General features: G+C 66.3%; 28 protein-coding genes, 1 tRNA gene and 1 pseudogene. 17 read left to right on the top strand and 13 right to left on the bottom strand.

Annotated elements, in window-relative coordinates; all coding sequences use genetic code 11:
• From K9D25_RS16385 to K9D25_RS16360, 6 genes are all read left to right on the top strand, one after another.
• Entirely contained in the window at positions 1 to 591 is a 591-nt protein-coding gene (locus K9D25_RS16385; RefSeq protein WP_244376695.1) for a riboflavin synthase, read from the top strand.
• A 42-nt stretch (positions 592 to 633) separates the two neighbouring features.
• Positions 634 to 1,128, top strand: a complete 495-nt coding sequence (gene ribH / locus K9D25_RS16380) for a 6,7-dimethyl-8-ribityllumazine synthase (protein WP_244376694.1) — start codon at positions 634 to 636, stop codon at positions 1,126 to 1,128.
• 5 nt (positions 1,129 to 1,133) lie between these two features.
• Positions 1,134 to 1,628 (top strand): transcription antitermination factor NusB, encoded by a 495-nt coding sequence (gene nusB / locus K9D25_RS16375; RefSeq protein ID WP_244376693.1) that lies wholly within the window; start codon positions 1,134 to 1,136, stop codon positions 1,626 to 1,628.
• A 12-nt stretch (positions 1,629 to 1,640) separates the two neighbouring features.
• Positions 1,641 to 2,651, top strand: a complete 1,011-nt coding sequence (gene thiL, locus K9D25_RS16370) for a thiamine-phosphate kinase (RefSeq protein WP_244376692.1) — start codon at positions 1,641 to 1,643, stop codon at positions 2,649 to 2,651.
• Between the two features lie 108 nt (positions 2,652 to 2,759).
• On the top strand, positions 2,760 to 3,524 hold the full coding sequence (locus K9D25_RS16365; RefSeq protein WP_244376691.1) for an ABC transporter substrate-binding protein: 765 nt from the start codon (positions 2,760 to 2,762) through the stop codon (positions 3,522 to 3,524).
• A 72-nt stretch (positions 3,525 to 3,596) separates the two neighbouring features.
• A complete protein-coding gene (locus K9D25_RS16360) occupies positions 3,597 to 4,838 on the top strand; it encodes an NAD(P)/FAD-dependent oxidoreductase (protein ID WP_244376690.1) in 1,242 nt (413 codons plus the stop codon).
• Between the two features lie 18 nt (positions 4,839 to 4,856).
• Here K9D25_RS16360 and K9D25_RS16355 read toward each other — a convergent pair whose 3' ends face one another.
• Positions 4,857 to 5,393, bottom strand: a complete 537-nt coding sequence (locus K9D25_RS16355) for an outer membrane protein assembly factor BamE (RefSeq protein WP_244376689.1) — start codon at positions 5,391 to 5,393, stop codon at positions 4,857 to 4,859.
• 206 nt (positions 5,394 to 5,599) lie between these two features.
• Between K9D25_RS16355 and K9D25_RS16350 the strand changes: the two genes are divergently transcribed.
• The 6 genes and pseudogenes from K9D25_RS16350 to K9D25_RS16325 all read left to right on the top strand — a co-directional run.
• Positions 5,600 to 6,163 (top strand): ubiquinol-cytochrome C chaperone family protein, encoded by a 564-nt coding sequence (locus K9D25_RS16350; protein ID WP_244376688.1) that lies wholly within the window; start codon positions 5,600 to 5,602, stop codon positions 6,161 to 6,163.
• Complete coding sequence (locus K9D25_RS16345; protein WP_244376687.1) at positions 6,160 to 6,699, top strand: YceD family protein; 540 nt, start codon at positions 6,160 to 6,162, stop codon at positions 6,697 to 6,699. Before K9D25_RS16350 ends, K9D25_RS16345 begins: the two co-directional genes overlap by 4 nt.
• A gap of 121 nt (positions 6,700 to 6,820) precedes the next feature.
• Positions 6,821 to 7,900, top strand: coding sequence for a phosphate acyltransferase PlsX (plsX, locus tag K9D25_RS16340; protein WP_244376686.1), 1,080 nt, complete (start codon positions 6,821 to 6,823; stop codon positions 7,898 to 7,900).
• Positions 7,897 to 8,868, top strand: coding sequence for a beta-ketoacyl-ACP synthase III (locus K9D25_RS16335; RefSeq protein WP_279613746.1), 972 nt, complete (start codon positions 7,897 to 7,899; stop codon positions 8,866 to 8,868). Before plsX ends, K9D25_RS16335 begins: the two co-directional genes overlap by 4 nt.
• A gap of 98 nt (positions 8,869 to 8,966) precedes the next feature.
• Positions 8,967 to 9,272: an integration host factor subunit alpha gene (locus tag K9D25_RS16330; RefSeq protein ID WP_244376685.1), complete on the top strand. Its 306-nt coding sequence runs from the start codon at positions 8,967 to 8,969 to the stop codon at positions 9,270 to 9,272.
• Positions 9,269 to 9,557 (top strand): annotated as a pseudogene (locus tag K9D25_RS16325) (MerR family transcriptional regulator); the annotation flags it as partial. The gene K9D25_RS16330 and the pseudogene K9D25_RS16325, both read left to right, overlap by 4 nt.
• A 719-nt stretch (positions 9,558 to 10,276) precedes the next feature.
• Here the strand turns inward: K9D25_RS16325 and K9D25_RS16320 are convergent.
• Positions 10,277 to 10,651 carry a septal ring lytic transglycosylase RlpA family protein gene (locus tag K9D25_RS16320; RefSeq protein WP_244450897.1) on the bottom strand — a complete coding sequence of 125 codons (375 nt, stop codon included), beginning with the start codon at positions 10,649 to 10,651 and terminating at the stop codon, positions 10,277 to 10,279.
• Positions 10,652 to 11,041: 390 nt separating this feature from the next.
• On the opposite strand from K9D25_RS16320, the gene amaB reads away from it, so the two are divergent.
• On the top strand, positions 11,042 to 12,583 hold the full coding sequence (gene amaB, locus K9D25_RS16315) for an L-piperidine-6-carboxylate dehydrogenase (protein WP_244376684.1): 1,542 nt from the start codon (positions 11,042 to 11,044) through the stop codon (positions 12,581 to 12,583).
• Here the strand turns inward: amaB and K9D25_RS16310 are convergent.
• On the bottom strand, positions 12,556 to 13,224 hold the full coding sequence (locus K9D25_RS16310) for a nitroreductase family protein (protein WP_244376683.1): 669 nt from the start codon (positions 13,222 to 13,224) through the stop codon (positions 12,556 to 12,558). The genes amaB and K9D25_RS16310 overlap by 28 nt on opposite strands.
• 132 nt (positions 13,225 to 13,356) lie before the next feature.
• Between K9D25_RS16310 and K9D25_RS16305 the strand changes: the two genes are divergently transcribed.
• Positions 13,357 to 13,434, top strand: a tRNA-Pro gene (locus K9D25_RS16305).
• Positions 13,435 to 13,678: 244 nt separating this feature from the next.
• Here the strand turns inward: K9D25_RS16305 and K9D25_RS16300 are convergent.
• The gene (locus tag K9D25_RS16300; protein ID WP_244376682.1) at positions 13,679 to 13,930 is read right to left on the bottom strand and encodes a hypothetical protein; all 252 of its coding nucleotides are present in this window, start codon (positions 13,928 to 13,930) and stop codon (positions 13,679 to 13,681) included.
• A complete protein-coding gene (locus tag K9D25_RS16295) occupies positions 13,927 to 14,250 on the bottom strand; it encodes a hypothetical protein (RefSeq protein WP_244376681.1) in 324 nt (107 codons plus the stop codon). Before K9D25_RS16295 ends, K9D25_RS16300 begins: the two co-directional genes overlap by 4 nt.
• Before the next feature lie 383 nt (positions 14,251 to 14,633).
• Here K9D25_RS16295 and K9D25_RS16290 point away from each other — a divergent pair, with 383 nt between their 5' ends.
• The 3 genes from K9D25_RS16290 (at position 14,634) to K9D25_RS16280 (ending at position 16,023) form a co-directional block, all read left to right on the top strand.
• Complete coding sequence (locus K9D25_RS16290) at positions 14,634 to 14,795, top strand: hypothetical protein (RefSeq protein WP_244376680.1); 162 nt, start codon at positions 14,634 to 14,636, stop codon at positions 14,793 to 14,795.
• A 397-nt stretch (positions 14,796 to 15,192) separates the two neighbouring features.
• Positions 15,193 to 15,504, top strand: coding sequence for a hypothetical protein (locus K9D25_RS16285; protein WP_244376679.1), 312 nt, complete (start codon positions 15,193 to 15,195; stop codon positions 15,502 to 15,504).
• A gap of 312 nt (positions 15,505 to 15,816) precedes the next feature.
• The gene (locus K9D25_RS16280; RefSeq protein ID WP_244376678.1) at positions 15,817 to 16,023 is read left to right on the top strand and encodes a hypothetical protein; all 207 of its coding nucleotides are present in this window, start codon (positions 15,817 to 15,819) and stop codon (positions 16,021 to 16,023) included.
• 38 nt (positions 16,024 to 16,061) lie between these two features.
• On the opposite strand, the gene K9D25_RS16275 is transcribed toward K9D25_RS16280, so the two are convergent.
• The 8 genes from K9D25_RS16275 to K9D25_RS25085 all read right to left on the bottom strand — a co-directional run bounded on the left by K9D25_RS16275 (position 16,062) and on the right by K9D25_RS25085 (position 21,806).
• Positions 16,062 to 18,014: a hypothetical protein gene (locus K9D25_RS16275; RefSeq protein WP_244376677.1), complete on the bottom strand. Its 1,953-nt coding sequence runs from the start codon at positions 18,012 to 18,014 to the stop codon at positions 16,062 to 16,064.
• Complete coding sequence (locus tag K9D25_RS16270; RefSeq protein ID WP_244376676.1) at positions 17,987 to 19,720, bottom strand: terminase large subunit; 1,734 nt, start codon at positions 19,718 to 19,720, stop codon at positions 17,987 to 17,989. Before K9D25_RS16270 ends, K9D25_RS16275 begins: the two co-directional genes overlap by 28 nt.
• Positions 19,683 to 20,087 (bottom strand): phage terminase small subunit P27 family, encoded by a 405-nt coding sequence (locus tag K9D25_RS16265; protein ID WP_244376675.1) that lies wholly within the window; start codon positions 20,085 to 20,087, stop codon positions 19,683 to 19,685. Before K9D25_RS16265 ends, K9D25_RS16270 begins: the two co-directional genes overlap by 38 nt.
• Before the next feature lie 2 nt (positions 20,088 to 20,089).
• Positions 20,090 to 20,410 (bottom strand): phage head closure protein, encoded by a 321-nt coding sequence (locus tag K9D25_RS16260; RefSeq protein ID WP_244376674.1) that lies wholly within the window; start codon positions 20,408 to 20,410, stop codon positions 20,090 to 20,092.
• Positions 20,410 to 20,823 (bottom strand): DUF3168 domain-containing protein, encoded by a 414-nt coding sequence (locus K9D25_RS16255; protein ID WP_244376673.1) that lies wholly within the window; start codon positions 20,821 to 20,823, stop codon positions 20,410 to 20,412. Before K9D25_RS16255 ends, K9D25_RS16260 begins: the two co-directional genes overlap by 1 nt.
• On the bottom strand, positions 20,811 to 21,173 hold the full coding sequence (locus K9D25_RS16250) for an HK97-gp10 family putative phage morphogenesis protein (protein ID WP_244376672.1): 363 nt from the start codon (positions 21,171 to 21,173) through the stop codon (positions 20,811 to 20,813). Before K9D25_RS16250 ends, K9D25_RS16255 begins: the two co-directional genes overlap by 13 nt.
• On the bottom strand, positions 21,163 to 21,474 hold the full coding sequence (locus tag K9D25_RS16245) for a head-tail connector protein (protein WP_244376671.1): 312 nt from the start codon (positions 21,472 to 21,474) through the stop codon (positions 21,163 to 21,165). The genes K9D25_RS16250 and K9D25_RS16245 overlap by 11 nt, the downstream gene beginning before the upstream one ends.
• Before the next feature lie 152 nt (positions 21,475 to 21,626).
• Entirely contained in the window at positions 21,627 to 21,806 is a 180-nt protein-coding gene (locus K9D25_RS25085; protein ID WP_432207954.1) for an HNH endonuclease, read from the bottom strand.
• Between the last annotated feature and the right edge of the window lie 185 nt (positions 21,807 to 21,991).

Genomic DNA, 21,991 nt, shown 5'->3' with positions numbered 1-21,991 from the left:
ATGTTCACGGGCATCGTCACCGACATCGGAACCCTGCGTGCGATTGAGCCCCGGCACGACGTCCGGCGGCTGACCATCGCCACCCGCTACGATACCGCAAGTATCGAGCTCGGTGCCTCCATCGCCTGTTCCGGCGTCTGCCTCACCGTGGTGGCGCTGCAGCCCGACGCGTTCGAGGTCGAGGCGGCGCCGGAGACGCTCGCCGTCACCACGGCAAGCGACTGGAGCGTCGGCGGACGGCTCAATCTCGAACGCGCGCTGAAGATCGGCGACGAACTGGGCGGTCATATCGTGCAGGGCCATGTCGACGGCGTCGCGCAGGTCGTGGCGCGCGAGGACCTCGGCGAGACCACACGCTTCACCTTCGAGGCCCCGGCGACACTGGCCCCCTTCATCGCCATCAAGGGCTCGGTGACGCTCGACGGCACCTCGCTGACGGTGAACACGGTGGATGGCACCCGCTTCTCCTGTCTGCTCATTCCGCACACGCTGGCGCACACCACATGGGATGCGGTGCAGGCGGGAAGCCGTGTCAATATCGAAGTCGACATGATGGCCCGTTACGCCGCGCGGCTTGCGGAGTTCCGTTGACGCCTGTACGTCGTCGGCTCTGTCAGTTCATGAGGTAACACCATGGCGAGCCCCCGCCCGCCGCGCGCATCCGATGCCGCCGAAGCCGTTCAGCTGTTCGGTGAACGCATTCTCATCGTCGAAGCGCGCTTCTATGACGATATCGCCGACGAGCTTCTGGCCGGCGCACAGGCCGCCATCAAGGCCGCCGGCGCGCACGCCGATGTCATCTCCATGCCCGGCGCGCTGGAAATTCCGGTCGCGGCCGCCATCGCGCTTGACGCGGCCGCCGCCTCCGGCAAGCCCTATGACGCCGTCGTGGCGCTCGGCTGCGTGGTGCGTGGCGAGACCTACCATTTCGAGATCGTCGCCGGTGAGTCGTCGCGGGCGCTGATGGATCTTGCCGTCGCTCGCAAGCTGCCGCTCGGCAATGGTATTCTCACCGTCGAGAATGACGAGCAGGCGTGGGTCCGGGCCCGCGTTTCGGACGGCAACAAGGGCGGCGGCGCGGCCGAAGCGGCGCTGGCGCTGCTCCGGCTGAAACGCCGGGTCGGGTGAGCACCATGGCCACCGACGACAAGCCGAGCACCAAGACCGCCGGGCACAAGCCGGTGCGCAAGAGCGCCGCCCGCCTCAACGCCGTTCAGGCACTGTACCAGATGGACCTGGCGGCGACGCCGCTGTCGGAAATCCTCGCCCAGTTCGAGAGCCACTGGATCGGACAGGAGATCGAGGGCGACGAAATCGCCAGCGCCGACCTCAACCTGTTCCGCGACATTGTCAGCGGCGTCGTGCGCGAGCAGAGGAGCGTCGACACGCTGCTTGACGCCGCGCTGGTCCACGGCTGGCCGCTTAAGCGTATCGAGGCGGTCCTGCGCGCCACGCTGCGGGCCGGGACCTATGAACTTTCCGAGCGGCCGGACGTTCCTGCCCGTGTGGTCATCGCCGAATATGTGAATGTCGCCGGCGCCTTCCTCGACCGCGAGGAGACCGGCATGGTCAACGCGGTGCTCGACGGCATCGCGCGGGAGAAGCGGCCGGCTGATTTCACCGGCTAGGGGAGTGAGGCGATGGCGGAAGGATCAGGCGCGGCGAAGCCGTCCGGCGAAGAGGCGCTGATCGCTCGTCTGTTCACCCCTATCGCCACCCATCCCGGCGCGCTTGGCCTCAAGGACGATGCCGCCCACCTCGCGGTTCCGCCCGGCCATGAACTGGTGCTGACCAAGGATGCGCTGGTGGCGGGCGTCCACTTCTTCGCCGATGATCCGCCGGACACGATTGCCCGCAAGGCGATGCGGGTCAACCTCTCCGACCTCGCCGCCAAGGGCGCCCGCCCGCTGGGCGTGATGCTGGCTTTCGCCATTCCGCCCGATATGGATGCCGCCGCGCTCGACGCCTTCGCTGCCGGTATCGGTGCCGATGCCGCGCATTTCGAGGCGCCGCTGCTGGGCGGCGACACGGTGCGCACGCCGGGACCGTTCACGGTGTCGATCACCGCCATCGGCGCCGTGCCGAGCGGCACGATGGTGCGCCGCTCCGGCGCCCGACCGGGACAGGCCATCGTGGTCAGCGGCACCATTGGCGACGCCGCGCTCGGCCTCGCCCTGCGGCTGGCGCCCGAAAGGCCGGGATTTGCGACACTGACCGATGAAGAGGCCGGGTTCCTGCGGGAGCGCTATCTGCTGCCCCGTCCGCGCCTGTCGCTCAGCCGCGCGCTGCGCGAACATGCCAGCGCCGCGATGGATGTCTCCGACGGGCTGGTCGGGGACCTCGCCAAGATGCTGGAGGCCTCTGGCGTGGGGGGCGAGATCGAGGCGGCGCGCGTGCCACTCAGCCCCGCCGCGCGACGCGCGGTAGAGGCGGAGCCGGCGTTGCTGGAGACCGCCCTGACGGGTGGCGACGATTACGAAATCCTCGCCGTCGTGCCGCATGAGGCGCTGAGCCGGTTCCAGACGGTCGCCACCACGGCGGGAATCGGCGTCGCGGTGATCGGGCAGACGCGGGAAGGGCAGGGCCTCACCGTCCGCGATGGGGAAGGCCAGCCGGTCTCCTTCGCGCAAGGCAGCTTCAGCCATTTCTGACAAGCCCTGCCAAAGAGTGGGGAGTTCTCCGATTGCCTGTGACCCGGCATCGACCTAGCCTCGCAACCGGACGCCGGAATAGCCGGCGCTGGTTACGGGAACAGCCACATGAAAATCGCCAGGATTCTGCTCGCGGCCGCCGCTCTTGCCATTGGCGCCGGTGCCGCGCAGGCCGAGATGAAGAAGGTTCGCATCGGCACGGAGGGGGCCTACCCGCCCTTCAATTCGGTCGACTCGGTCGGCAAGCTCGTCGGCTTCGACATCGAGATCGGCGAGGCGCTGTGCGCCAAGATGAAGGTCGAGTGCACCTTCGTGGCGCAGGATTGGGATGGCATCATCCCCGCGCTGCTCGCCAAGAAATACGACGTCATCCTCGCCTCCATGTCGATCACCGACGAGCGCAAGGAGAAGGTCGCCTTCACCATTCCCTACTATCTGACGCCCGGCAGCTTCATCGCGCCGAAGGACACCAAGATCACGGAGATCACCCCCGCGGCGCTGAAGGGCAAGACCATCGGCGCGCAGTCCTCGACCACCGGCGCCACCTATCTCGAAGACAAGTACAAGGATTCCGAGATCAAGCTCTACCCGACGCAGGACGAGGCCAATGCCGACTTGGCCGCCGGGCGCCTTGACGCCGTGCTGGCCGACAAGTTCGTGCTGTACGAATGGCTGGAGAAGTCCACGGACGGCAAGTGCTGCAAGTTCGTCGGCCCCGACCTCAAGGACGTGAATCCGCAGGGCACCGGCATTGCTGTGCGCAAGGAAGACAACGAGCTGCGCGAGGCGCTGAACAAGGCGATCCAGGAGATCAACGCGGACGGCACCTTCGCCAAGATCAACGCCAAGTACTTCCCGTTCCCGATCAACTGACCGACGTTCGGGCGGCGTTCCGCGCCGCCCGAGCCCCCTCATCGACGGTCCCCATCCTCGCGCAGGTTCACCATGAAGACCGACACCATCGTGCTCGGCGCCGGCATCGTCGGCACCAGCGTCGCCCATCACCTGGCGCAGCGCGGACGCTCCGTCGTGCTGGTCGACCGACGCGGTCCCGGCGAGGAGACCTCGTATGGCAATGCCGGTCTCGTGGAGCGGGCGTCGATCTATCCCGTCGCCTTTCCGCGCAAAATCTCGGCGCTTCTCGATGTCGCGCTCGGACGCAATCCGGCGGCGAACTACCATTGGGACGCGCTGCTGCGCCTCGCGCCGTGGATGTTCGCCTACTGGCGCGCCTCGTCACCCGCGCGCCTGCTCGACTACGCCCGCCACATGGAGACGCTGCTCGCCTTCACGGTGGACGAACATGAGCGCTTGGCGCGCGCCGCCGGCGCGACCCATTTCTTCCGTGACGGTGGTTGGCTGAAGCTCTACCGCACCGCTGCCGGCCTTGATGTGGAACGCAGCGAGTTCCCGCTCGCCCGCTCTTATGGGCTGAGCGCCCGCGAGGTCAGCGTCGACGAGGCGCTTACCATGGAGCCCTCGCTGCGACCGGTGTTCACCGGCGCGGTGCTTTGGTCGGACCCGCACTCGGTGTCGAGCCCCGGCGGGGTCACCCAGGCCTATGCCGCGCATTTCGCCGAATTGGGCGGCGAGGTGCGCCGGGGCGACGCGCGCACGCTGGCTCGGCTCGGCTCGGGCTGGATGGTGACCACGGAGGAAGGGCCGGTCGAGGCGCCGGAAGTGGTGGTGGCGCTCGGTCCCTGGGCCATGGATGTGCTACGCCCCTTCGGCCTGCGCCTGCCGCTTGAGGTCAAGCGCGGCTACCACATGCACTACCACGCCGAAGGCAATGCGGCGCTCTCGCGGCCCGTGCTGGACGAGGAGGGCGGCTACGTCATCACCCCGATGGTCGGCGGCATCCGCCTGACCACGGGCGTGGAGTTCGCCCGGCGCGACGCGCCCAAGACGCCGGTTCAGCTCGACAAGACCGAGTCGCTGGCGCGCGGCCTGTTTCCGCTCGGCGCGCGCGCCGAGCCGGAGCCCTGGATGGGGTGCCGCCCAGCCTTCCCGGACATGCTGCCCGTCATCGGGCCCGCGCCGGGGCAGAACGGCATGTGGCTCGCCATCGGCCACCAGCATCTCGGCTTCACGCTGGGGCCGATCACCGGCCGCCTGCTGGCGGAAATGATGAACGGCGACGTGCCGTGCGTCGACCCCGCACCGTTCTCCGCCGAACGCTTCCGCTGATCCGGGGCCGAGCCCGGGTCAAAGGCCCGGGCGGAAATTCGTGGCGTTGAAGATCTGGCCGACAAGCGAGACCTCAGACCCGCCTGTCGGCGTGGTGCGGCTGATGAAGTCGAACACCTTGCCGTCCTTCAGGCCATAATCGGCGATCCGGGTGACGCGCTTGTCCTTCGGATCGAAATAGACGGCGATCACCCGCTGGTCGACGATCTCGGGCCGAAGGAACATCACCTTCTTGGCCTTTTGCGAGATATAGTAGAATACCTCGCCGTCGACGGTGGCGATGGTGGAAGGCGTGCCGAGCACCAGCAGCACCTGCTCCTGGCTCGACCCGATCGGAACCTGCTGCAGCGCCTCCGGAGCAATGACGTAACCGCGCTGCCGTTCCTGCACGAAGCTGGTGGGCGTGCGCGGCAGGCCCATATTGGCGGTCGCCATAGGCATGTCGCCGGAACAGGCAGTGAGCCCGACCACTCCCACGCCGGCCACCACTATCGACGCCCAGGTCGCCATCCGGGTGCCGGGAGCCTTGTTCCGCGTCGCGCGCGTCGATGCCATCCACTCAACTCCGAAGCTCGTGCCGCCCTCGCCGAAAAGCGGTGCGGCAGGGGCAGAAAGCACAGGGCGGGTCCCTGATGCAACCATCGAGGCCCCCGCCGGCCATGGCATCGTCGCTACGTGCCACCGGGGTTGCCAGCGCCAGCCGCCCGCGCTACCTCGCCAGCCGGGCCGTGCCGGCCGAGGCAATGAGGCAGGAGCCGTCGATGATTCTGCGTTTCTTCCGCCGGAATGACGGAAGCGAGACCATTCAGCGGCTCTATGGCGCGATCGTGGCGCATTCGCGCCAGCCCGTATTTTACACCGATTACGCCGTCCCCGACACCATTGAAGGCCGGTTCGAGATGATCCTCGTCCATGCCTTCCTGCTGTTTCATCGTCTCAAGGGCGAAGACGAGGCGCGCCGCGGCCTGGGACAGGGCGTGTTCGACGCCTTCTGCACCGACATGGACGCCAATCTCCGGGAGATGGGGGTCGGGGACCTCACCGTGCCGAAGAAGATGAAAAAGGTGGCCGAGGCGTTCTATGGCCGCATCGCTGCCTACGAGCCGCCGGTCGAGGCGGGCGACGTCGGCGCGCTCGCCGAGGCGGTGCTGCGCAATGTCTACGGCTCCCACACGGCGCATGCAGATGAGGCGCGCGCCTTCGCGCAGTATATGATAGCGGCGGCGGCCTCGTTGCGGGAGGTTGATTTCGCCCGCTTCGCCGCCGGCGACTTCCCGCTGGCCCCGCCGGCCGCTCTCGGCTCCACGGAGACAGACCCGTCATGACCGACGCTTCCCCGCTTTCCAAACCGGTCCTCGTCGCCAGCCTGCCGGAAGACGGGCTGACGCTGAAGCTCACCCCGGACGCCACCACAAGGGCGGCGCTGGCCAAGGACCTCGGTATCCCCGGCATTCCCGCGCTGACGGCCGACGTAACGCTAACGCCCGGCCGTGGTGGCACGGTTCATGTCACGGGTCGGGTGGACGCGGTGGTCACCCAGACCTGCGTGGTGACTCTGGAGGATTTCGACAGCAAGGTCTCCGAGCCGATCGACCTGCGCTTCGCACCGCCGGAGAAGCTGCCGGAAATTCGTCCCGGCGCCGAGATCGACGTGTCCGAGCTCGACCTGCCGGACCCGCTGGTCGATGGCACCATCGACGCCGGCGCAGTGGCGGCGGAGTTTCTCGCCCTCGGGCTCGATCCCTATCCGCGCAAGCCGGATGCGCAGTTTGAAGGCCCCGCCGAGCCCGGTCCGGCGGAAGCCTCGCCTTTCGCGGCGCTGGCCAAGTTGCGCGGGGGCGGTGGGGGCGATGCCGATTAAGCCGGGGCAGGGCGGGGAAATGCAACGTCGCTATTGTCAGGACGGCTCAACTCGGGCATGCCGTCAGCGCGGCGCTGGCGCCGTACCGCCTTCCACCCGACCAATGAGACCCCGCCGCTAGATGTCTTCGCCCGTTCGAATAGCGCTCGACGTCATGGGCGGCGACCATGGACCGGAAGTGGTCCTCCCCGGCGCCGAGATCGCGCTTACCCGCCATCCCGACATCGCCTTCCTGCTCTATGGCGACGCCTCCCGCATCAACGAGTTGCTCAAGTCGCGCCCGAAGCTGGCGGCGGCGAGCACGGTGGTGCACACCGATGTCGTCGTGCGGATGGACGACAAGCCGAGCCAGGCGCTGCGCCAGGGCCGCCGCGTCTCGTCCATGTGGCGCGCCATTGATGCGGTGCGGATGAAGGAAGCCGATTGCGCCGTCTCCGCCGGCAATACCGGCGCATTGATGGCGATGGCCAAGGTCAATCTCAAGATGATGGCCGGCATCAGCCGCCCAGCCATTGCCTGCCTGTGGCCGACCATGCGCGGGGAGAGCGTTGTGCTGGATGTCGGCGCTTCCATCGGAGCGACAGCGCAGCACCTCGTCGACATGGCCGTCATGGGCGCGGCCATGGCCCGAATCGTCTTCGACATCGAGCGTCCGACCGTCGGCCTGCTCAATGTCGGCGTCGAGGAGATCAAGGGCGTCGAAGAGGTAAAGGACGCCGCCGGCGCGCTGCGCGCGGCCAACCATCCGGGCCTCGCCTATCACGGCTTCATCGAGGGCGACGATATCGGTCGCGGCAGTGTCGACGTGGTCGTCACCGAGGGCTTCTCCGGCAATATCGCGCTCAAGACCGCCGAGGGCACGGCCAAGCAGGTGTCGGAGTTCCTGCGCGGCGCCATCAGCCGCAGCTTCATGGCCAAGATCGGTTATCTGCTGGCGCGCGGGGCGTTCCGCGCGCTGCGGGAAAAGCTTGATCCGCGCAAGTCGAATGGCGGCGTGTTCCTCGGCCTCAACGGCGTCGTGATCAAGAGCCATGGTGGCACCGATGCCGAGGGCTTCGCCTCGGCCGTCGATATCGGCTACGACATGGTCCGCTACCAGCTTCTCTCCCGTATTGAAGCGGGAATGAATGATCGTCCGCAGGTTAGCCATGCCGGCGCTGCGGATGCCTCCGTCTCTGACGAGCTACAGGTTCCATCGTGAGTGCAATCCGTTCCGTCGTGCGTGGTGTCGGCTCCTATCTGCCGGCCCGCTGTCTGACCAATGCCGACCTCGCGCAGATGGTCGACACATCCGATGAATGGATCGTCCAGCGCACGGGCATCCGCACACGGCACATCGCGGCGGAAGGCGAGGTGACCTCCGATCTCGCCATCCACGCGGCGCGGGCGGCGCTGGCCGACGCCGGGCTGACACCGGACGACATCGACCTCATCGTTCTCGCCACCTCGACACCCGACAACACCTTCCCGGCCACGGCCGTCAGCGTGCAGGCGGGTCTCGGCATCACCCATGGCGCGGCCTTCGATCTCCAGGCGGTGTGCTCGGGCTTTGTCTTCGCACTCGCGACCGCCGACAACTTCCTCAAATCCGGTGCCTATCGCCGCTGTCTGGTCATCGGCGCGGAGACCTTCTCGCGCATCCTCGACTGGTCGGACCGCACGACCTGCGTGCTGTTCGGCGACGGCGCCGGCGCGCTGGTGCTGGAGGCGGTGCGGGACGAGGAGGAGGGCCGTGGCGTCTTGACCTCGCATCTGCGCTCGGACGGCCGTCACAAGAACAAGCTCTATGTCGATGGCGGCGTGTCCTCCACCCGTAGCGTCGGCTTCCTGCGCATGGAAGGCCGCGAAGTGTTCCGCCATGCCGTCGGCATGATCACCGACGTGATCGTCGATGCCTTCGAGGCGACGGGTGAATCGGCGGACACGATCGACTGGTTCGTTCCGCATCAGGCGAACCGCCGCATCATCGACGCCAGCGCCGTCAAGCTCGGCATCGCCCCGGAGAAGGTCGTCATCACTGTCGACCAGCATGGCAACACCTCGGCCGCGTCGATCCCGCTGGCGCTGGCCGCCGCACACGCCGATGGACGCATCAAGCGCGGCGATCTGGTGCTGCTGGAAGCCATGGGCGGCGGCTTCACCTGGGCGTCGGCGCTTGTGCGCTGGTAATCCGCGCCACAGGCGTGAAGCGCCGTTGACCGGCACGGGCGACGGCGCCTAGTTTGGCGTTCAGAAACAACGGCACCGACGGGACAGGGAATACGGCAATGGCAGGTCGCACCATCACGCGCGCCGATCTGTGCGAGGCGGTTTATCAGCGGGTCGGACTTTCACGGACGGAGTCGGCGGCGCTCGTCGAAACCGTGCTGTCCGAAATCGCGGATTGCGTGGCGCGCGGCGAGACGGTGAAGCTCTCTTCCTTCGGATCCTTCGTGGTCCGCCAGAAGGGCGAGCGCATCGGCCGCAACCCGAAGACCGGCGAGGAAGTGCCGATCGCCCCGCGCCGCGTCATGGTGTTCAAGCCCTCCAACATCCTCAAGCAGCAGATCAATCGGGCCTCGCCGGAGTCGTGAGCGCGCGACAGGATCAGCCGGGGGCGGAGAAGGGGCCTGACGCCTTCCGCACGATCAGCGAGGTCGCGGAAGACCTCGATCTCCCCCAGCATGTCCTGCGTTTCTGGGAAACACGCTTCCCGCAAATCCGCCCGCTCAAGCGTGGCGGCGGCCGGCGCTATTACCGCCCGGACGATGTGGAGTTGCTGCGCGGCATCCGCCATCTGCTCTACGGGGAAGGCTACACGATCCGGGGTGTCCAGCGCATCCTGAAGGAGGAGGGCCCGCGTTACGTGCAGGCTCTCGCGCGCGAGGTCGACGAGCAAGAAGGGGCGCTCCCTGAGCCGGAACGGCGGGAAGAGCGGGAGGCGCCACCGGCGTCGGACGCGTTATTCGCCCATGATGAGCCGCCGACGTACCCGGTGCCTCCCGGCGCCGATGCGGGCGGCAGCACGGATGGCGGTTTGCTCGATCTTCTGCCCGAGCGCCCCTACGGGCCCGCCGAGGATGTCTCATCGCGCCGCACACGGCGTCGGGCGGACAGCGAGCCTACCCCGTTCGACTTACCCCTGCTTGCCGATCTCGAACCGCCGCCGCGTACGGTGCGGACCGACCCGTTCTTGAGCGACGATCCGTCGCTTTTCAGCCCCCGGCGGGGCAATCGCATTGACGACACGCAGAACCCTGAGCCGCACCTGCCGCAGGAACGTGCGGCCCGAGAGCCGATGCCGGATGAGGCACGACCGTCTTTTCCATTCCGCCCCATGGGAGCCGGTCCGGCGACGCTGGCGGAAGACGAGGTGCATTTTGTGCCCGAGCGGGTGCGTCCTGTAACGCCCCGTGCCCAGAATGAGCCCTCAGGCAGCGTTCATGTGAGCGCGGTAGCCTCCACACCCCTGCGTGGCGACGACCTAAGGCGGCTCGAAGCCGTGCTGCATGAATTGCAGGATTGTCAGCGACTGCTGGACGCCGCGCGGGACCGGGACAACTGAACGCGCGCCCCGGTCCGCGACCGGCCTGTCTAATCAGTCAACCACGGCGATATCGACCTTGGCCACGCCACGGCTTCGGAAGCCGAGTTGATCGGCGACGGCGGTCGACACGTCGATAATGCGACCCCGTACGAAGGGGCCGCGGTCGTTGATCCGCACCACGACCGATCGGCCATTGGCCTTGTTGGTGACGCGAACCCGGGTGTTGAAGGGCAAGCTGCGATGCGCCGCCGTCATGGCCTTGGCGCTATGCCGCTCCCCGTTGGCGGTGCGGCCGCCATAGCCGTAATAGGACGCCATGCCGGACGTCGCGGTGATGTTCGTCTTCTTTGAACTTGCAAGGGCAGCATTGCCGCCGGCGAGAAAGATGATCCCCGTCGCGAACGCCGCGCCGGCGACCCGTCCCATTCCCCAAGCCGTCAATACCTTCGTCCTTCTCCTGTTAGCGAGGAGGCGATGCATGAAAAGGAATTGTGGCGGGGGCATCACGACAATGTGGCTATAACGCGCAGCGGCGAAGCATGTCGTTGTTTGCATCATAATAAAGCGCGCCAGAAGAGCAACGCTCCATTTGCGCTTATCCCAGATTAGATGGTGGTCCTGCCGAGCCGCCTGGGTCTCTGTAGCCTGGTCGCCAACGTGTTGAATTTAGGTGGCAATCGCTATTTGGGAGGTAGCGTCGGACTCATCTGATCCCGGTGTCGGACAGCGCCGTCATCCGAAAGCCATGATGGATTTCAGGGGCCGCGCGGTGCTATTGAGCGGGCGGGCTGCGGCCATTTGTCGAGGAGCGTGAGAATGGCGACGAACGAAGCCGGTGCGATGAAGCCGGTCGCGGAAGAGGTGGTCGGTCTTCTGCAGGGTCTGGGCGTTCCTGAGACGCATTGGCGCGCTGGCACACGGCCCGTCCACTCGCCGATAACCGGTGAGACCGTCGCGCATGTCGCCGAAGCGAGCCCTGCCGAGGCTGGCGCCGCGGTGGAGCGTTCAGTCGCCGCGTTCGAAGCGTGGCGCACCGTACCGGCGCCGCGACGGGGCGAACTCGTCCGCCTGCTCGGCGAGGAGCTGCGCGCCCACAAGACCGAGCTCGGCCGCCTCGTGACACTGGAAGCCGGCAAGATCCTCTCCGAGGGGCTCGGCGAGGTGCAGGAGATGATCGACATCTGCGACTTCGCCGTCGGCCTGTCGCGCCAGCTCTATGGCCTCACCATCGCCTCCGAGCGTCCCGGCCATCGCATGATGGAAACCTGGCACCCGGTGGGGCCTGTGGCCATCATCACCGCCTTCAATTTCCCGGTCGCCGTCTGGTCATGGAACGCGGCCCTGGCGCTGGTCTGCGGCAACAGCGTGCTGTGGAAGCCGTCGGAAAAGACGCCGCTCACCGCGCTCGCCGTGCAGGCGCTGTTCGAGCGGGCCGTGCGCGCCTTCGGCGCGGCGCCGGAAGGCCTGTCGCAGTTGCTGATCGGCGGCGCCGAGATCGGTGCGGCACTGACCGACGACGCCCGCATTCCTGTCGTCTCCGCCACCGGCTCGACGCGCATGGGCCGCATCGTCGGCGAACGGGTGGCGCGCCGCTTCGGTCGCTCGATTCTCGAACTCGGCGGCAACAATGCCGCCATCGTCTGCCCCTCGGCGGATCTCGACCTCGCTCTGCGCGGCATCGCCTTCGCCGCCATGGGCACGGCGGGTCAGCGCTGCACAACGCTGCGCCGCCTCATCGTGCATGAGAGCGTGTACGACACGCTGGTGCCGCGCCTCGCCAAGGCCTATGGCTCGGTCGGCATCGGCGATCCGCGCGAGGCCGGCACGCTGATCGGTCCGCTGATCGACAAGGCGGCCTTCGAGGCCATGCAGGGCGCGCTCGACGCCGCCCGTGCGGCCGGCGGCCGTGTGCACGGTGGCGAGCGCGTTGCGGTCGGGGGGCACGCGGACGCCTACTATGTCCGCCCTGCACTGGTCGAGCTCGACGAACAGATCGACATCGTCAAGCACGAGACCTTCGCCCCCATCCTTTATGTGCTGCGCTGCACCGGCCTGCCGGAAGCGATCAAGCTGCACAATGGCGTGCCGCAGGGCCTGTCTTCGTCGATCTTCACCAATGATCTGCGCGAGGCCGAGACTTTCCTCTCGGCGGAAGGTTCGGATTGCGGCATCGCCAACGTCAATATCGGGCCCTCGGGCGCCGAAATCGGCGGCGCCTTCGGCGGCGAAAAGGAGACTGGCGGCGGGCGCGAGTCCGGCTCGGACGCCTGGAAGGCCTATATGCGGCGAGCCACCAACACCATCAACTACTCGCGTGCCCTGCCGCTGGCTCAGGGCGTGTCGTTCGACATCGACTGATCCGGTGTCCAGTAGGACACCACGTCACCGAGGGCCGGTCGCGGCCGGTCCTCGGTGATGCGCGCCGGCCGTCCGATATGGATGAAGCCGGCGATCCGCTCGCCCGACCCCACGCCTAGCAGCGCGGCGGCTTCAGGGTCGCGCCCCGGCCATTTCAACAGCCATTGCGTAGCGAATCCCATCGCCGCCGCGCCCACGGTGAGCGCCATGCCCGCCGCGCCGGCCGAGAGTACCTGGTTCCACTCTGGCACCTTGGCGGTCGGATCGGGTCGGCTGACCAGTACCACCGTCACCGGCGCGCGCAGCAGATATTGCGTCCACATATCGGCCTTGGCGGTTGGAATTTCAGGATTCTGCCGGGCATAAAGCGCGTCGAACCGTTGCCCGAGCGCCCCTCGCGCCTCGCCGGCGAGCACGATGAAACGCCACGGGCAGAGCCGCCCATGGTCCGGAACGCGGCTGGCGAGGGCGAGCAGGCGCCGCAATTCGTCCTCCGTCGGCCCCGGCTCCACCAGCCCACGCAATGGCGACGAACGACGGCTCTCAAGCCGCTCCAGCATCTCCGCGCTGGCGGGCACGTCCAGAGGCGCGGCGAGCAACGCGTCAGCGGGCAGGGCGTGCGCATGGGCAGGGTGATTCATCCGTCCGCATCCTTGAGGAGAGGCGGCTATCGTAGCGCGCGACGCGGCCGGCGTCGTCTCTCTCGTCCACAGGGCACGGCCCGGCTTGCATAAGGAGCGGCAAATGGCTAGACAGACGGCGCCTCACGGCGTCGGAGCGTAGCGCAGCCTGGTTAGCGCACTAGTCTGGGGGACTAGGGGTCGGAGGTTCAAATCCTCTCGCTCCGACCAAAAAACCCAAGAAAATCAACGACTTGCAAGGTTTGGCGCCGCTGGCGCCACTCTTCGCTTGTTCTGAGTCGCCACCGAGTCGCCACGGCGACGGGAAACGGCAGGCATTGCCATCACAGAATCAGAACCCCGCCGCCCTCCGAAAAGAGCGACGGGGATCCAGCCGGGCGCTGCTGCTGTGGTGAACGACGCGTCGCTGGCCCGGCAGGGTTAGGTTGCCTGCTTAGGTGGTAGCGTTGAGCGGTCACGCCGCTTTTGCGCGCAGCGGCCGGTCTCTCAGTCGGGCATCATCAGCAGCGGCGCACACCACGGACTGCACCCCCTCGATCTTCTCCTGGGCGGACTGGATGACGCTGTAGAAGGCTTCGGCCTGGAAGCCCTCGAGCGTGCCCGCCATGATATCCAGCGCGCCAAGTAGGCAGCGGATCTCATTCAGGCGGTCAATGGTGCTGGAAGCCGGCACGGCGGCGGTTCTGATCGGGGCGTGGACGTTCATCGGCCAATCCCCCACTGACGGCCCTCGACATCGGCGGCGCGCAGCGGGCCGTCGGCGTGGAAGTGGAACCTCGTCTGATACCCCTCAAGCGGGTACGCGCCGATGGCCAAGCCGCCGGTGCCCCTCCGCAGCATCTGGGTCTCGGTGACAAAGTGACCTGGGTACGCCTCGGCAAGTACCGCGCGGATCTCCGCCATGGCGGCGTCTATCCGCTCCTGGGGCGATAACGGCTGCGGAAGGGCGAGCGCGGGTGCCGCGATGAGCGCGGGCGCAGCGCCGATGAGGAATGCGCGACGACTGGACGTCTTGTCGATGGTCATGGGGTTAAGTCTCTTCGGTATCGGCTGTTCAAGGCCGCGCCCGGTATCAGACCGGGCAGCCGGGAGTTGAACACCTGCCGAAGAGACAGGCCGTTGCGCTTTTAAGGAATTACCCTCTGGACATGGCGCACCGCTCCCGGCCATTATGGCCAGGTTCGGTCGCCCGCCAAGGCGCCGCATGCGTTCCGCCTCCGCCAAGAGGCTTCGCGCTCAGGCACTCTCCGTCGCCAAACGGGAGTCGCCCTATCTTCGGTCCGGGTGTTCAAGCCCACGGTCAACATCACCCCGATTCTCGAAATGTGCAAGTAGCCCCTCCCTTGGGGCACCCTGTGGTGCGACGCGCCGCGCGGGGGTATCGTGTCTGACCGCACTAAGGGCACGCCATGACCGACGAGAATCACCGGCCCGTCTTCGTCTCGCGCAAGACTGCAGCCGCATTGCTTGAGATCAGCGTCGACACGTTTGACTCGTGGGTGCTGCAGGGTTTCGTCCCGCGCGCGACTATCAATCGGGGCCAGATCACGCTGGCACTGGCCGACCGTTGAGGCGCATCTGGCAGGCCCGCCCAAGCTGGAGGCGGATCCGTTTACGTTGCCGCCAGGGCCGTACATCCGAAAGGACAAGTTCGGCAGGCCTAAGAAGCAGATCGCCCCAAGGAAGAAGCCCGGCGCTCCCGTGGAGGAGTGAGGCGCTGCATCCGGAGACGCGGCATGGCCACAACACCAAAGAGAGTGGACAACTTGTCCACTCTTATGCCGAAGACCAAGCCGCCAAGACCGGCGTTGATGCTCGCACCGTCAGGCGCGACGCAGAGCGCGGCGAGCGGAAGCCGCCCATTCCGCCAGCGCCCGCGCTCGGCAGTAGAACTACTTATATACCAACGTTTTCGGTCCAAAACGGCCCACTGCTCGTAAACCTCTCGCAACCAAAGAGGCAGCGCGCGTGAATAAGTTAGCTCGATACACCATTGCACTGATCGTCATCGGAGCCGGCATCTCCGGCTTGGTATTCTGGCGCATGAACGATCCGGTGACGGCCGCCAAGACGCACTGCGAAAGCCACCTGGAAGAGGCGACGGGGATTGATCACGATCTAGGAGACGACACATCGATGCATGTGACGGGCGACGACAAGAATGGAATCGTCCAAGTCGCGTTCCTTCGCGGCGGCTCCCTGCACATCGCTAAGTGCATCATCGAAGATAGCGAGGTGACTCGCGTGCTGGTGAACGATGTGTCAGCGCCGGGCCCCTAGGCGGTGCGCTATCGCACATGCGAGTTTGAGCATGACGAGACCAAGCGCGCCGAAGTGGACGGCAGCGCTTGGCCCGATGCGGATCGCGACGGCATCGGGCGCGCCCGGAGCGGACAGCCCGCTTCGGGCGCGTGACGGGTTGGGGCTTGACGAAAGGCGGGGAGCTCACCACTATCGTCTCGCCCTAAGCAACATCGTCCTGCATGGACGGTCTGGGGTCCGGCCCCTGCGGCTTCTGACGGCCGCACCAGGTTTGGCAACGCAACGCAACGAATGCGTTTGTCAGTTGATCCAATCCATGGAGGGCTTGCTATGCCTCTTTCCGAATCCGCCATCCGTCGCCGTCTCGCCAAGGCGGGTTACCGCTTGGAGAAGACAGCTTCCCGCCACTGGTCGCGTAGCTGGTACGGGCCGGGCTACATGGTCATTGACGGCACGAACACGGTGCGCCTCGGCGCCTTCCAGCGCCCCTATGACGCCACCCTCGACGACGTGCGGGAGTTTGCCGCCGGCCTGTGACGCTCAGGCGCCAGACCCTCGTGAGCCTGGCGCCAACCTCACGCCGTCTGCCTCCGAAGGCCGTAGGACCGCTCCAAAGCCTGCGCGCCACGGCCACGCCCCTGCGCTTGGCTCACCATTTCGTCTTCGACCAGCTTGCGCACCGTCGCGGCGATGTTGATTGCCCCATCGGCGCCGCGGCTCTGACGCACATCGGCGGTCTGCCCCGGCAAGGTCTGCACCGATACGTTGACCACCGGCATGCCGCCTGCGCCGCGCGCCACATCGCCGGACCTGATCTGCGGCAGGGTGGGTGCCACCAGCCCGCCGCTGGAGAAGCCGGCCAGGCGGTCCAGGAACCCCACACCAAGCTCGCGGGTACGATCGGCCGGAATCACGTACTCACCACGATGCACCACGCCAGCCGGCTGATACTTGCCACCGGAGCCGGTGTAGCCGCCACCCGCGAAGCCGAACAGCTTGCCGAGTGAACCTGCCTGCGTGGTGCCGGGACTGCCCAGCAGGCCAGTCAGCGCATTCTGTAGCCCGATTTCGATGACCTTATCGAGGACACGATTCAGCGCGTTCGACAGGGCATCTGCTGCGGAGATACCGTTGCGCAGGTCCGAGACGAACCCGCCCAGCACATCATAGGCGGTGCCGCGCACCTCATCCATCGTCTCAGCAAGCGCGGCCTGTGACGCTGCCTGTGCCTCCAGGGCAGATGCTGCCTGACCCGAACGCTGGGCAAGGTCATCGATCTTCGCCACATAGTCAGGCGTGAGCGTGATGCCGGCGCGGGTTAGCTCGTTGATGAGTTCCTGCTTGACGCGGAGCGCTTCTGCCGCCGCGGTCGTCATGCCAAGCGCCTGCTGCTCTACCCCCATCTGAGTGATCCGCTGCTCCGCCGAGAGCACGATCGACTGATATGCCTTCGCCAACTGGTCCGCCGCGGTGCTGGCGGGAGTCTTGACCTGGGACAAATCTCCCATGCCGGAACCCATGCTCGGATTGACCGTCACGCGCGGCGGGCGGCTGTCGAGTTGCGACTGCAGGCCAGCAGCCTCGGCCAGCCGGCGATCGATGCCCTCCTGGCCACCCCCAAGCGCGAAGGCGGCGGAGGACTTCTTCATATTCTCCGCGGCTGCGATCAGAAGGTCGATGCGCCGCTGAAGCGTCGCCGACGACTGCTGTTCTGTGGCGTTCAGCATATCGGAGAAGGTGCGCATCTCCGCCACGACGGCAACTATCGCGCCCTTCAGGTTGGTGCCGATCGTCGTGGATAGCTTCGCGAATTGGCGGTCGATCTCGACGGCGCGCTGGATGAGCTCGGCGTCCAGCACGTTGCCGGTGTCCCGCGCTTCCTGCCGCATCTTCGCGATGTAACCGTTTCCCTGGTCGAGAAGGCGCACGAACTGCTCGCCACCGGTACCGCCGAAGAGCTCGTCCGCGATGCGTATCTGACTCGCCTTGTCCAGCCGGCCAAGCTTTTCGATGATGTCTTCGAACAGGGCAGCCGGATCCCGCAGCTTCTCCTTGAGTTCGGCGGCGCCGTACCCGAGCCGCTGGAATGCCTCCGCCCCGCCGCCTGCCCCGGTGACGATGAACTCGTCGGCCCGGAGTTGCATTTCCTTCAAGCCGTCAGTGAGCGCGTCAAAGTTTACCAGCGCGCCTTTGGCCGCATATCCAAGCTCTTGGAATGCCTCGACGGCGACGCCGGCCTTCTGTGCCTCGGCGGCGATCTGGGCAAGGTCAGCAGCGGCAGTCTTGGCGCCTGCGAACAGGCCTGCAATGCCAACTCCGCCCAGGCCGAACGCGCCGAGCGATGTGGCAGCCGAGCGGCCGATGGCTTCGAACCGGGACTCCAGTCGCTTTGTCGCCTGGCCGGCGCGTCGCTCGATCTTGCCGAAGTTGTCGTTGGCGGCAGCGCTGGCGCGTGCCATGCCCTTTTCGAGTTTGTCGACGCGTGCCAGGACCTCGACAGTTAGCTTCTTGGATTCGGGGTTAGCCACGGCATAAGCTCCTGCGGCGATAGAGTGGTGTATCGGTGCCCGTCATTCGCCATGGCGCGGCCAACAGCCATGATGGCGGCCACTGCCGGGTCAATGCGGTCGGTGGATTTCTTCTTGTTCGGCCGACGGTTCTCAGACGCGTCGGCGTCAAGCACCACGTTTCCGACGGCCCATCGCAGCACGGGGTTGCCGCCGTGCAGCAGCCGTCGCTCCATGAATGCCGTCTCGAACTCGGTGACGGGCCGGGCGAAGGTGGCCAGCCGCTGCGGGAACTCCACCACCGGCAGGCCGTCGGCATCGAGGGATCGCATCATTTCGCCGGCCGACCACGGATCGAAGTTTATTTCCTGAACGTCCAGATGCGCGCACAGGGCTCGAATGCGCTCCTCGATCATGCCGCGGTCGATCACATCACCTGGGCATGCGGTGAGGAAGCCCTGCTCCTGCCAGAGCGGGTACGGCGCGCTGTCCAAGTCCGCTCGTCTGCGTATGCCCTCTTCGGGGCAGAATGCCTCGACGTGCAGGACGTGCCGGCCGTCGGGCACCTCAATGCAAGCCGCAATGGCGGATAGGTCGATGCGCTTCGACAGGTCAACGGCGAGGTAGGCCTTGGCGCCTTTCAGCGCTTCCAGGTCATAGGTCTCGCTGTTTTCGTCCCATATTGCCAAGTCCCAGGCCGGTTCGGCAGCGCCGTCGAGCCACACGTTAAGATGCAGCTGGCGGAACATCTCACGATCGGCGGGCCGGTGCTGGGCTTCCCGCACCATCTGCCGCAGGCCGTCGAGATCGGGATAAGGCGGCTCGCAGGACAGGCCGGGGTTAACACGGTGCCACACGGCCTCGTCGCGCCAATCCTCGTCAGGCTCGGCCTCGAACAGGATAGGCAGGAAAGCCTCGTCCTCGATCGCGCCCGTCGCCACCTGCCGGGCATACGCGTACATGTCGTACGCCACATTCTCCCGCCCGATGCCGGCCGTGGTAGTGATGACCAGCAAGCTGCCGGGGGTCTTCACCAGGCCGGTTTTGATCGCGTCCCACAGGTCGCGCTTTTTCCAGGCATGGAGCTCATCGACCAACGCGAAGACCGGAGTCCGACCATGGGCGGTTGCGGCATCGGCCGACATTGCTCGGTAGAAAGCGCCTGACTTTTTGTGGGTGATGCGGCTCTTCGTATCCTGCGGATGCATCGCCTCGGCGAGCCGCGGATGTGCGCCGATGACGCCGGTCATTTCCTCGAAGGCAATGCGGGCCTGGTCGCGATCCACCGCGGCCGACACCACCTGGGAGCGCGGGATGCGCTCCGGTCCAAGGTGAAGAAGCGCCAGCGCCGCGCCGAGCGTCGTTTTCCGATTGCCGCGCGGAATGAGGGCGAAGACCGTCTTGATGCGCCGCGTACCGTCCGGCCGGGTGTCGCCGTAGACCCTGCGGATTAGCCTTTCGGCCCAGCGATCCAGCTGAAACCCCCGGCCCGGTAAGCTGCTCTTGGGGTGCTTCAGCGCGCGAATGAAGCGGACGGCGCGCTCGCCTTTGCCGTGCGGGTCGGGGATGGGGGAGTCGTCGAAGAGCCAGGCGGGATGGGACGCAACGGCGGATTCCGCCGTTACGTCTAAACTGGCCAGAATCTGCCCAGTTTCTTTGGGGTGTGAAAGTGCCAACGAGTTGGCACTTTCAGATATCCCCAAGGTCGTCGGCAGGGTCGTTTCCAACGGCGCCCCCCTTATTCTTCCCGCGGCTGGCCGGGGTGCCGCCGAGCTCGATCAGCAGCCGACGCGCGGCCTCCTGGTGTTCCTTGAGGATCGCCGTCGCGGGGTGTCGCTGCGGGCCGCGTGTGCCCATGATCACCAGCCCCTCGCGGGCGATGATCTCCTCCGCCTCGCGGATGCGGGCGACGCTGATGCAATAGGACTCGACGCTCTGGAGCTCGTGCACCGCCAGCTTGCGGTCGTTCACCAGGATCGGAACCAGTCGTTTCCATTCTGCCTTGGCATAGGCCGGAAGCCATTTCGGAGCGGCAGGCGCCTTGTCCAGCGCGCCGTCTACGGCGGTGATTTCCGCCTTTCGTCCACGGGCCATTCTCAGGCTCCTTTCGCGACGCAGCGCAGTTCCAAACCGCGGCGCCGGCCGATTTCCTTGATGTCCTTGATGTCGAACGTTACGCCGCCCGCCACGACGCGATCGGCCAGCGTCACCCCATCGATCCAGCGGGTGCGGAACACGGTGACGTTCTCGGAGGAGGCGCCGAAGCTCTTGAAGAACTCGGTGGTGCTGGCCTCGACGACCTGCGCCCGCATCGGCGCGGCGAGAGGCGTCCAGCTGTAGACGGGCGTGCCGAACTCATCGACGACATGCGTGCCGCGCTCGATGGTGATGGTGCGATCCAGCTTGCCGGCGCGCATCACAGTTCCTCCGCGAACAAGGTGACGCTCACCACCGCGTGGGCATGCTCACCATCCGGGTCGCGAAAGTAGCGACAATCCTGCGCCATGATGGAAAGCGAGTAACCCTGCGCCTCAACATCAAGGCCGCGGAGCGCACGCTGCACGGCGCCAGCGATAGTCTTGCACTGCGCCAGGCCTGGCTCCTTAGTCCACACGTGAATGTCGCTGTAGACCTCCCAGGCCTCGATGCATTGCGCGCTGGCGTCGACCGTGTAGCCGTCGCCGACAATGATCAGAGGCGTGACCTCCGGGCGGGAGTTTCGATCCAGGATATTGCCGGCCGGTACCAGCGAGGTGACGCTGCCAGATGCCACGAGCACGGCGCGGATAGCGGCCTGGGCCGCGAGTGACGGCTCGCTCATTTCGACCATGCCTCTCGGATTGCCTTGCCGATCGCGCGGTCTATGCGGCGCCGGACTCTATTCTTGAGGGTGTTGACGGCTGGCCAGAAAAACCGGTGCTGACTGTTCGTGGCGGTTCCGTATTCTTGGAACAGCGCGGCCTCGTCATCGGCGACGACCGTCACCGCGAGGTCTACCGGGCCGGGTTCCGTATGGATGCTGGCGGCAAGCTCGCCGGTCTCTTCGGGGGCCAGGTACTTGGCCCGCGCCACGATCTCATCGGCGCCGACCTGCACGGCCGGCCGGACCTTGTCCCGCACTTCGCCGGGGATGGCTTTGAACGCCTTTTCGAGGGCTACTAGGTCGCGATTACGAGCCATCAACATACCCCGTCTGATAACCACGCCGAGCCGCGATTACGTCGCGCACGCCCAGCGGCGCGGATGCGATGGTCAGGCCGACGACCGTGGCCTCGCGGTTCTCGTAGCTGTGCGCCATCAACTGCAGCACCGCCTCGATCAGGTCAGCCGGCGCGGTCTCGAAATGGTCTTCGATCGCATAGCCCAGCCAGCCCTCGAGCAGCGCCTGGGCCGAGTCGATCTTTGCGGAGATGAGGTCATCATCGCCTTCTTCGGTGACGCCAAGATGCTTTTTTGCAAGCGATAGGTCGACTATGGCCATGCTTTTGCTCCTCTGCAATGCGCATAACGCATGCTGAATCAAGGCCATTGGGCCTTACGAAATCTGGATTAGGGCGAATTGCGCGCTGGAGAGCGGCGGGTGGTCGGGAGGGCGAGGCAAAAGTCGCCAACCACCCCCGGTATGCCATGCGATTAGCGCATGCCTCTACCGAATGCCTGGGTGCGTGCGGTGATGCGTGAGTGGCAAGACCGGCAAAGATATTGCAGATTTGCAACGTCAAGCCTCAAGTCTGGTCGCTCACGCACGGAGATGACGTGATGCACTTCGACGGCGACAGCACCGCAATCGCAGATGGGGTGCTCCTCGAGCATCCGCTTCCGCAACTGCTGCCACGCATGGTCATAACCACGCGCCGCAGCGCTGGGGCGCTTGGCGTCAGCAGCAGCCACGCGCTCACGGCGGGCCGCTACCTGGCAGGTGCAGGTGGCACCACGCTCCACGAGCCGGCCGCAAGAGCATAGACGTTTCATGGATTTGCCCGCAGGTTAACTCGCCG

The sequence above is a fragment of the Ancylobacter polymorphus genome, from assembly GCF_022836935.1.
Classification (GTDB): domain Bacteria; phylum Pseudomonadota; class Alphaproteobacteria; order Rhizobiales; family Xanthobacteraceae; genus Ancylobacter; species Ancylobacter polymorphus_A.
The sequence above is the reverse complement of the archived record's forward strand: the minus strand, read 5'-3'. Positions and strand labels throughout refer to the sequence as shown.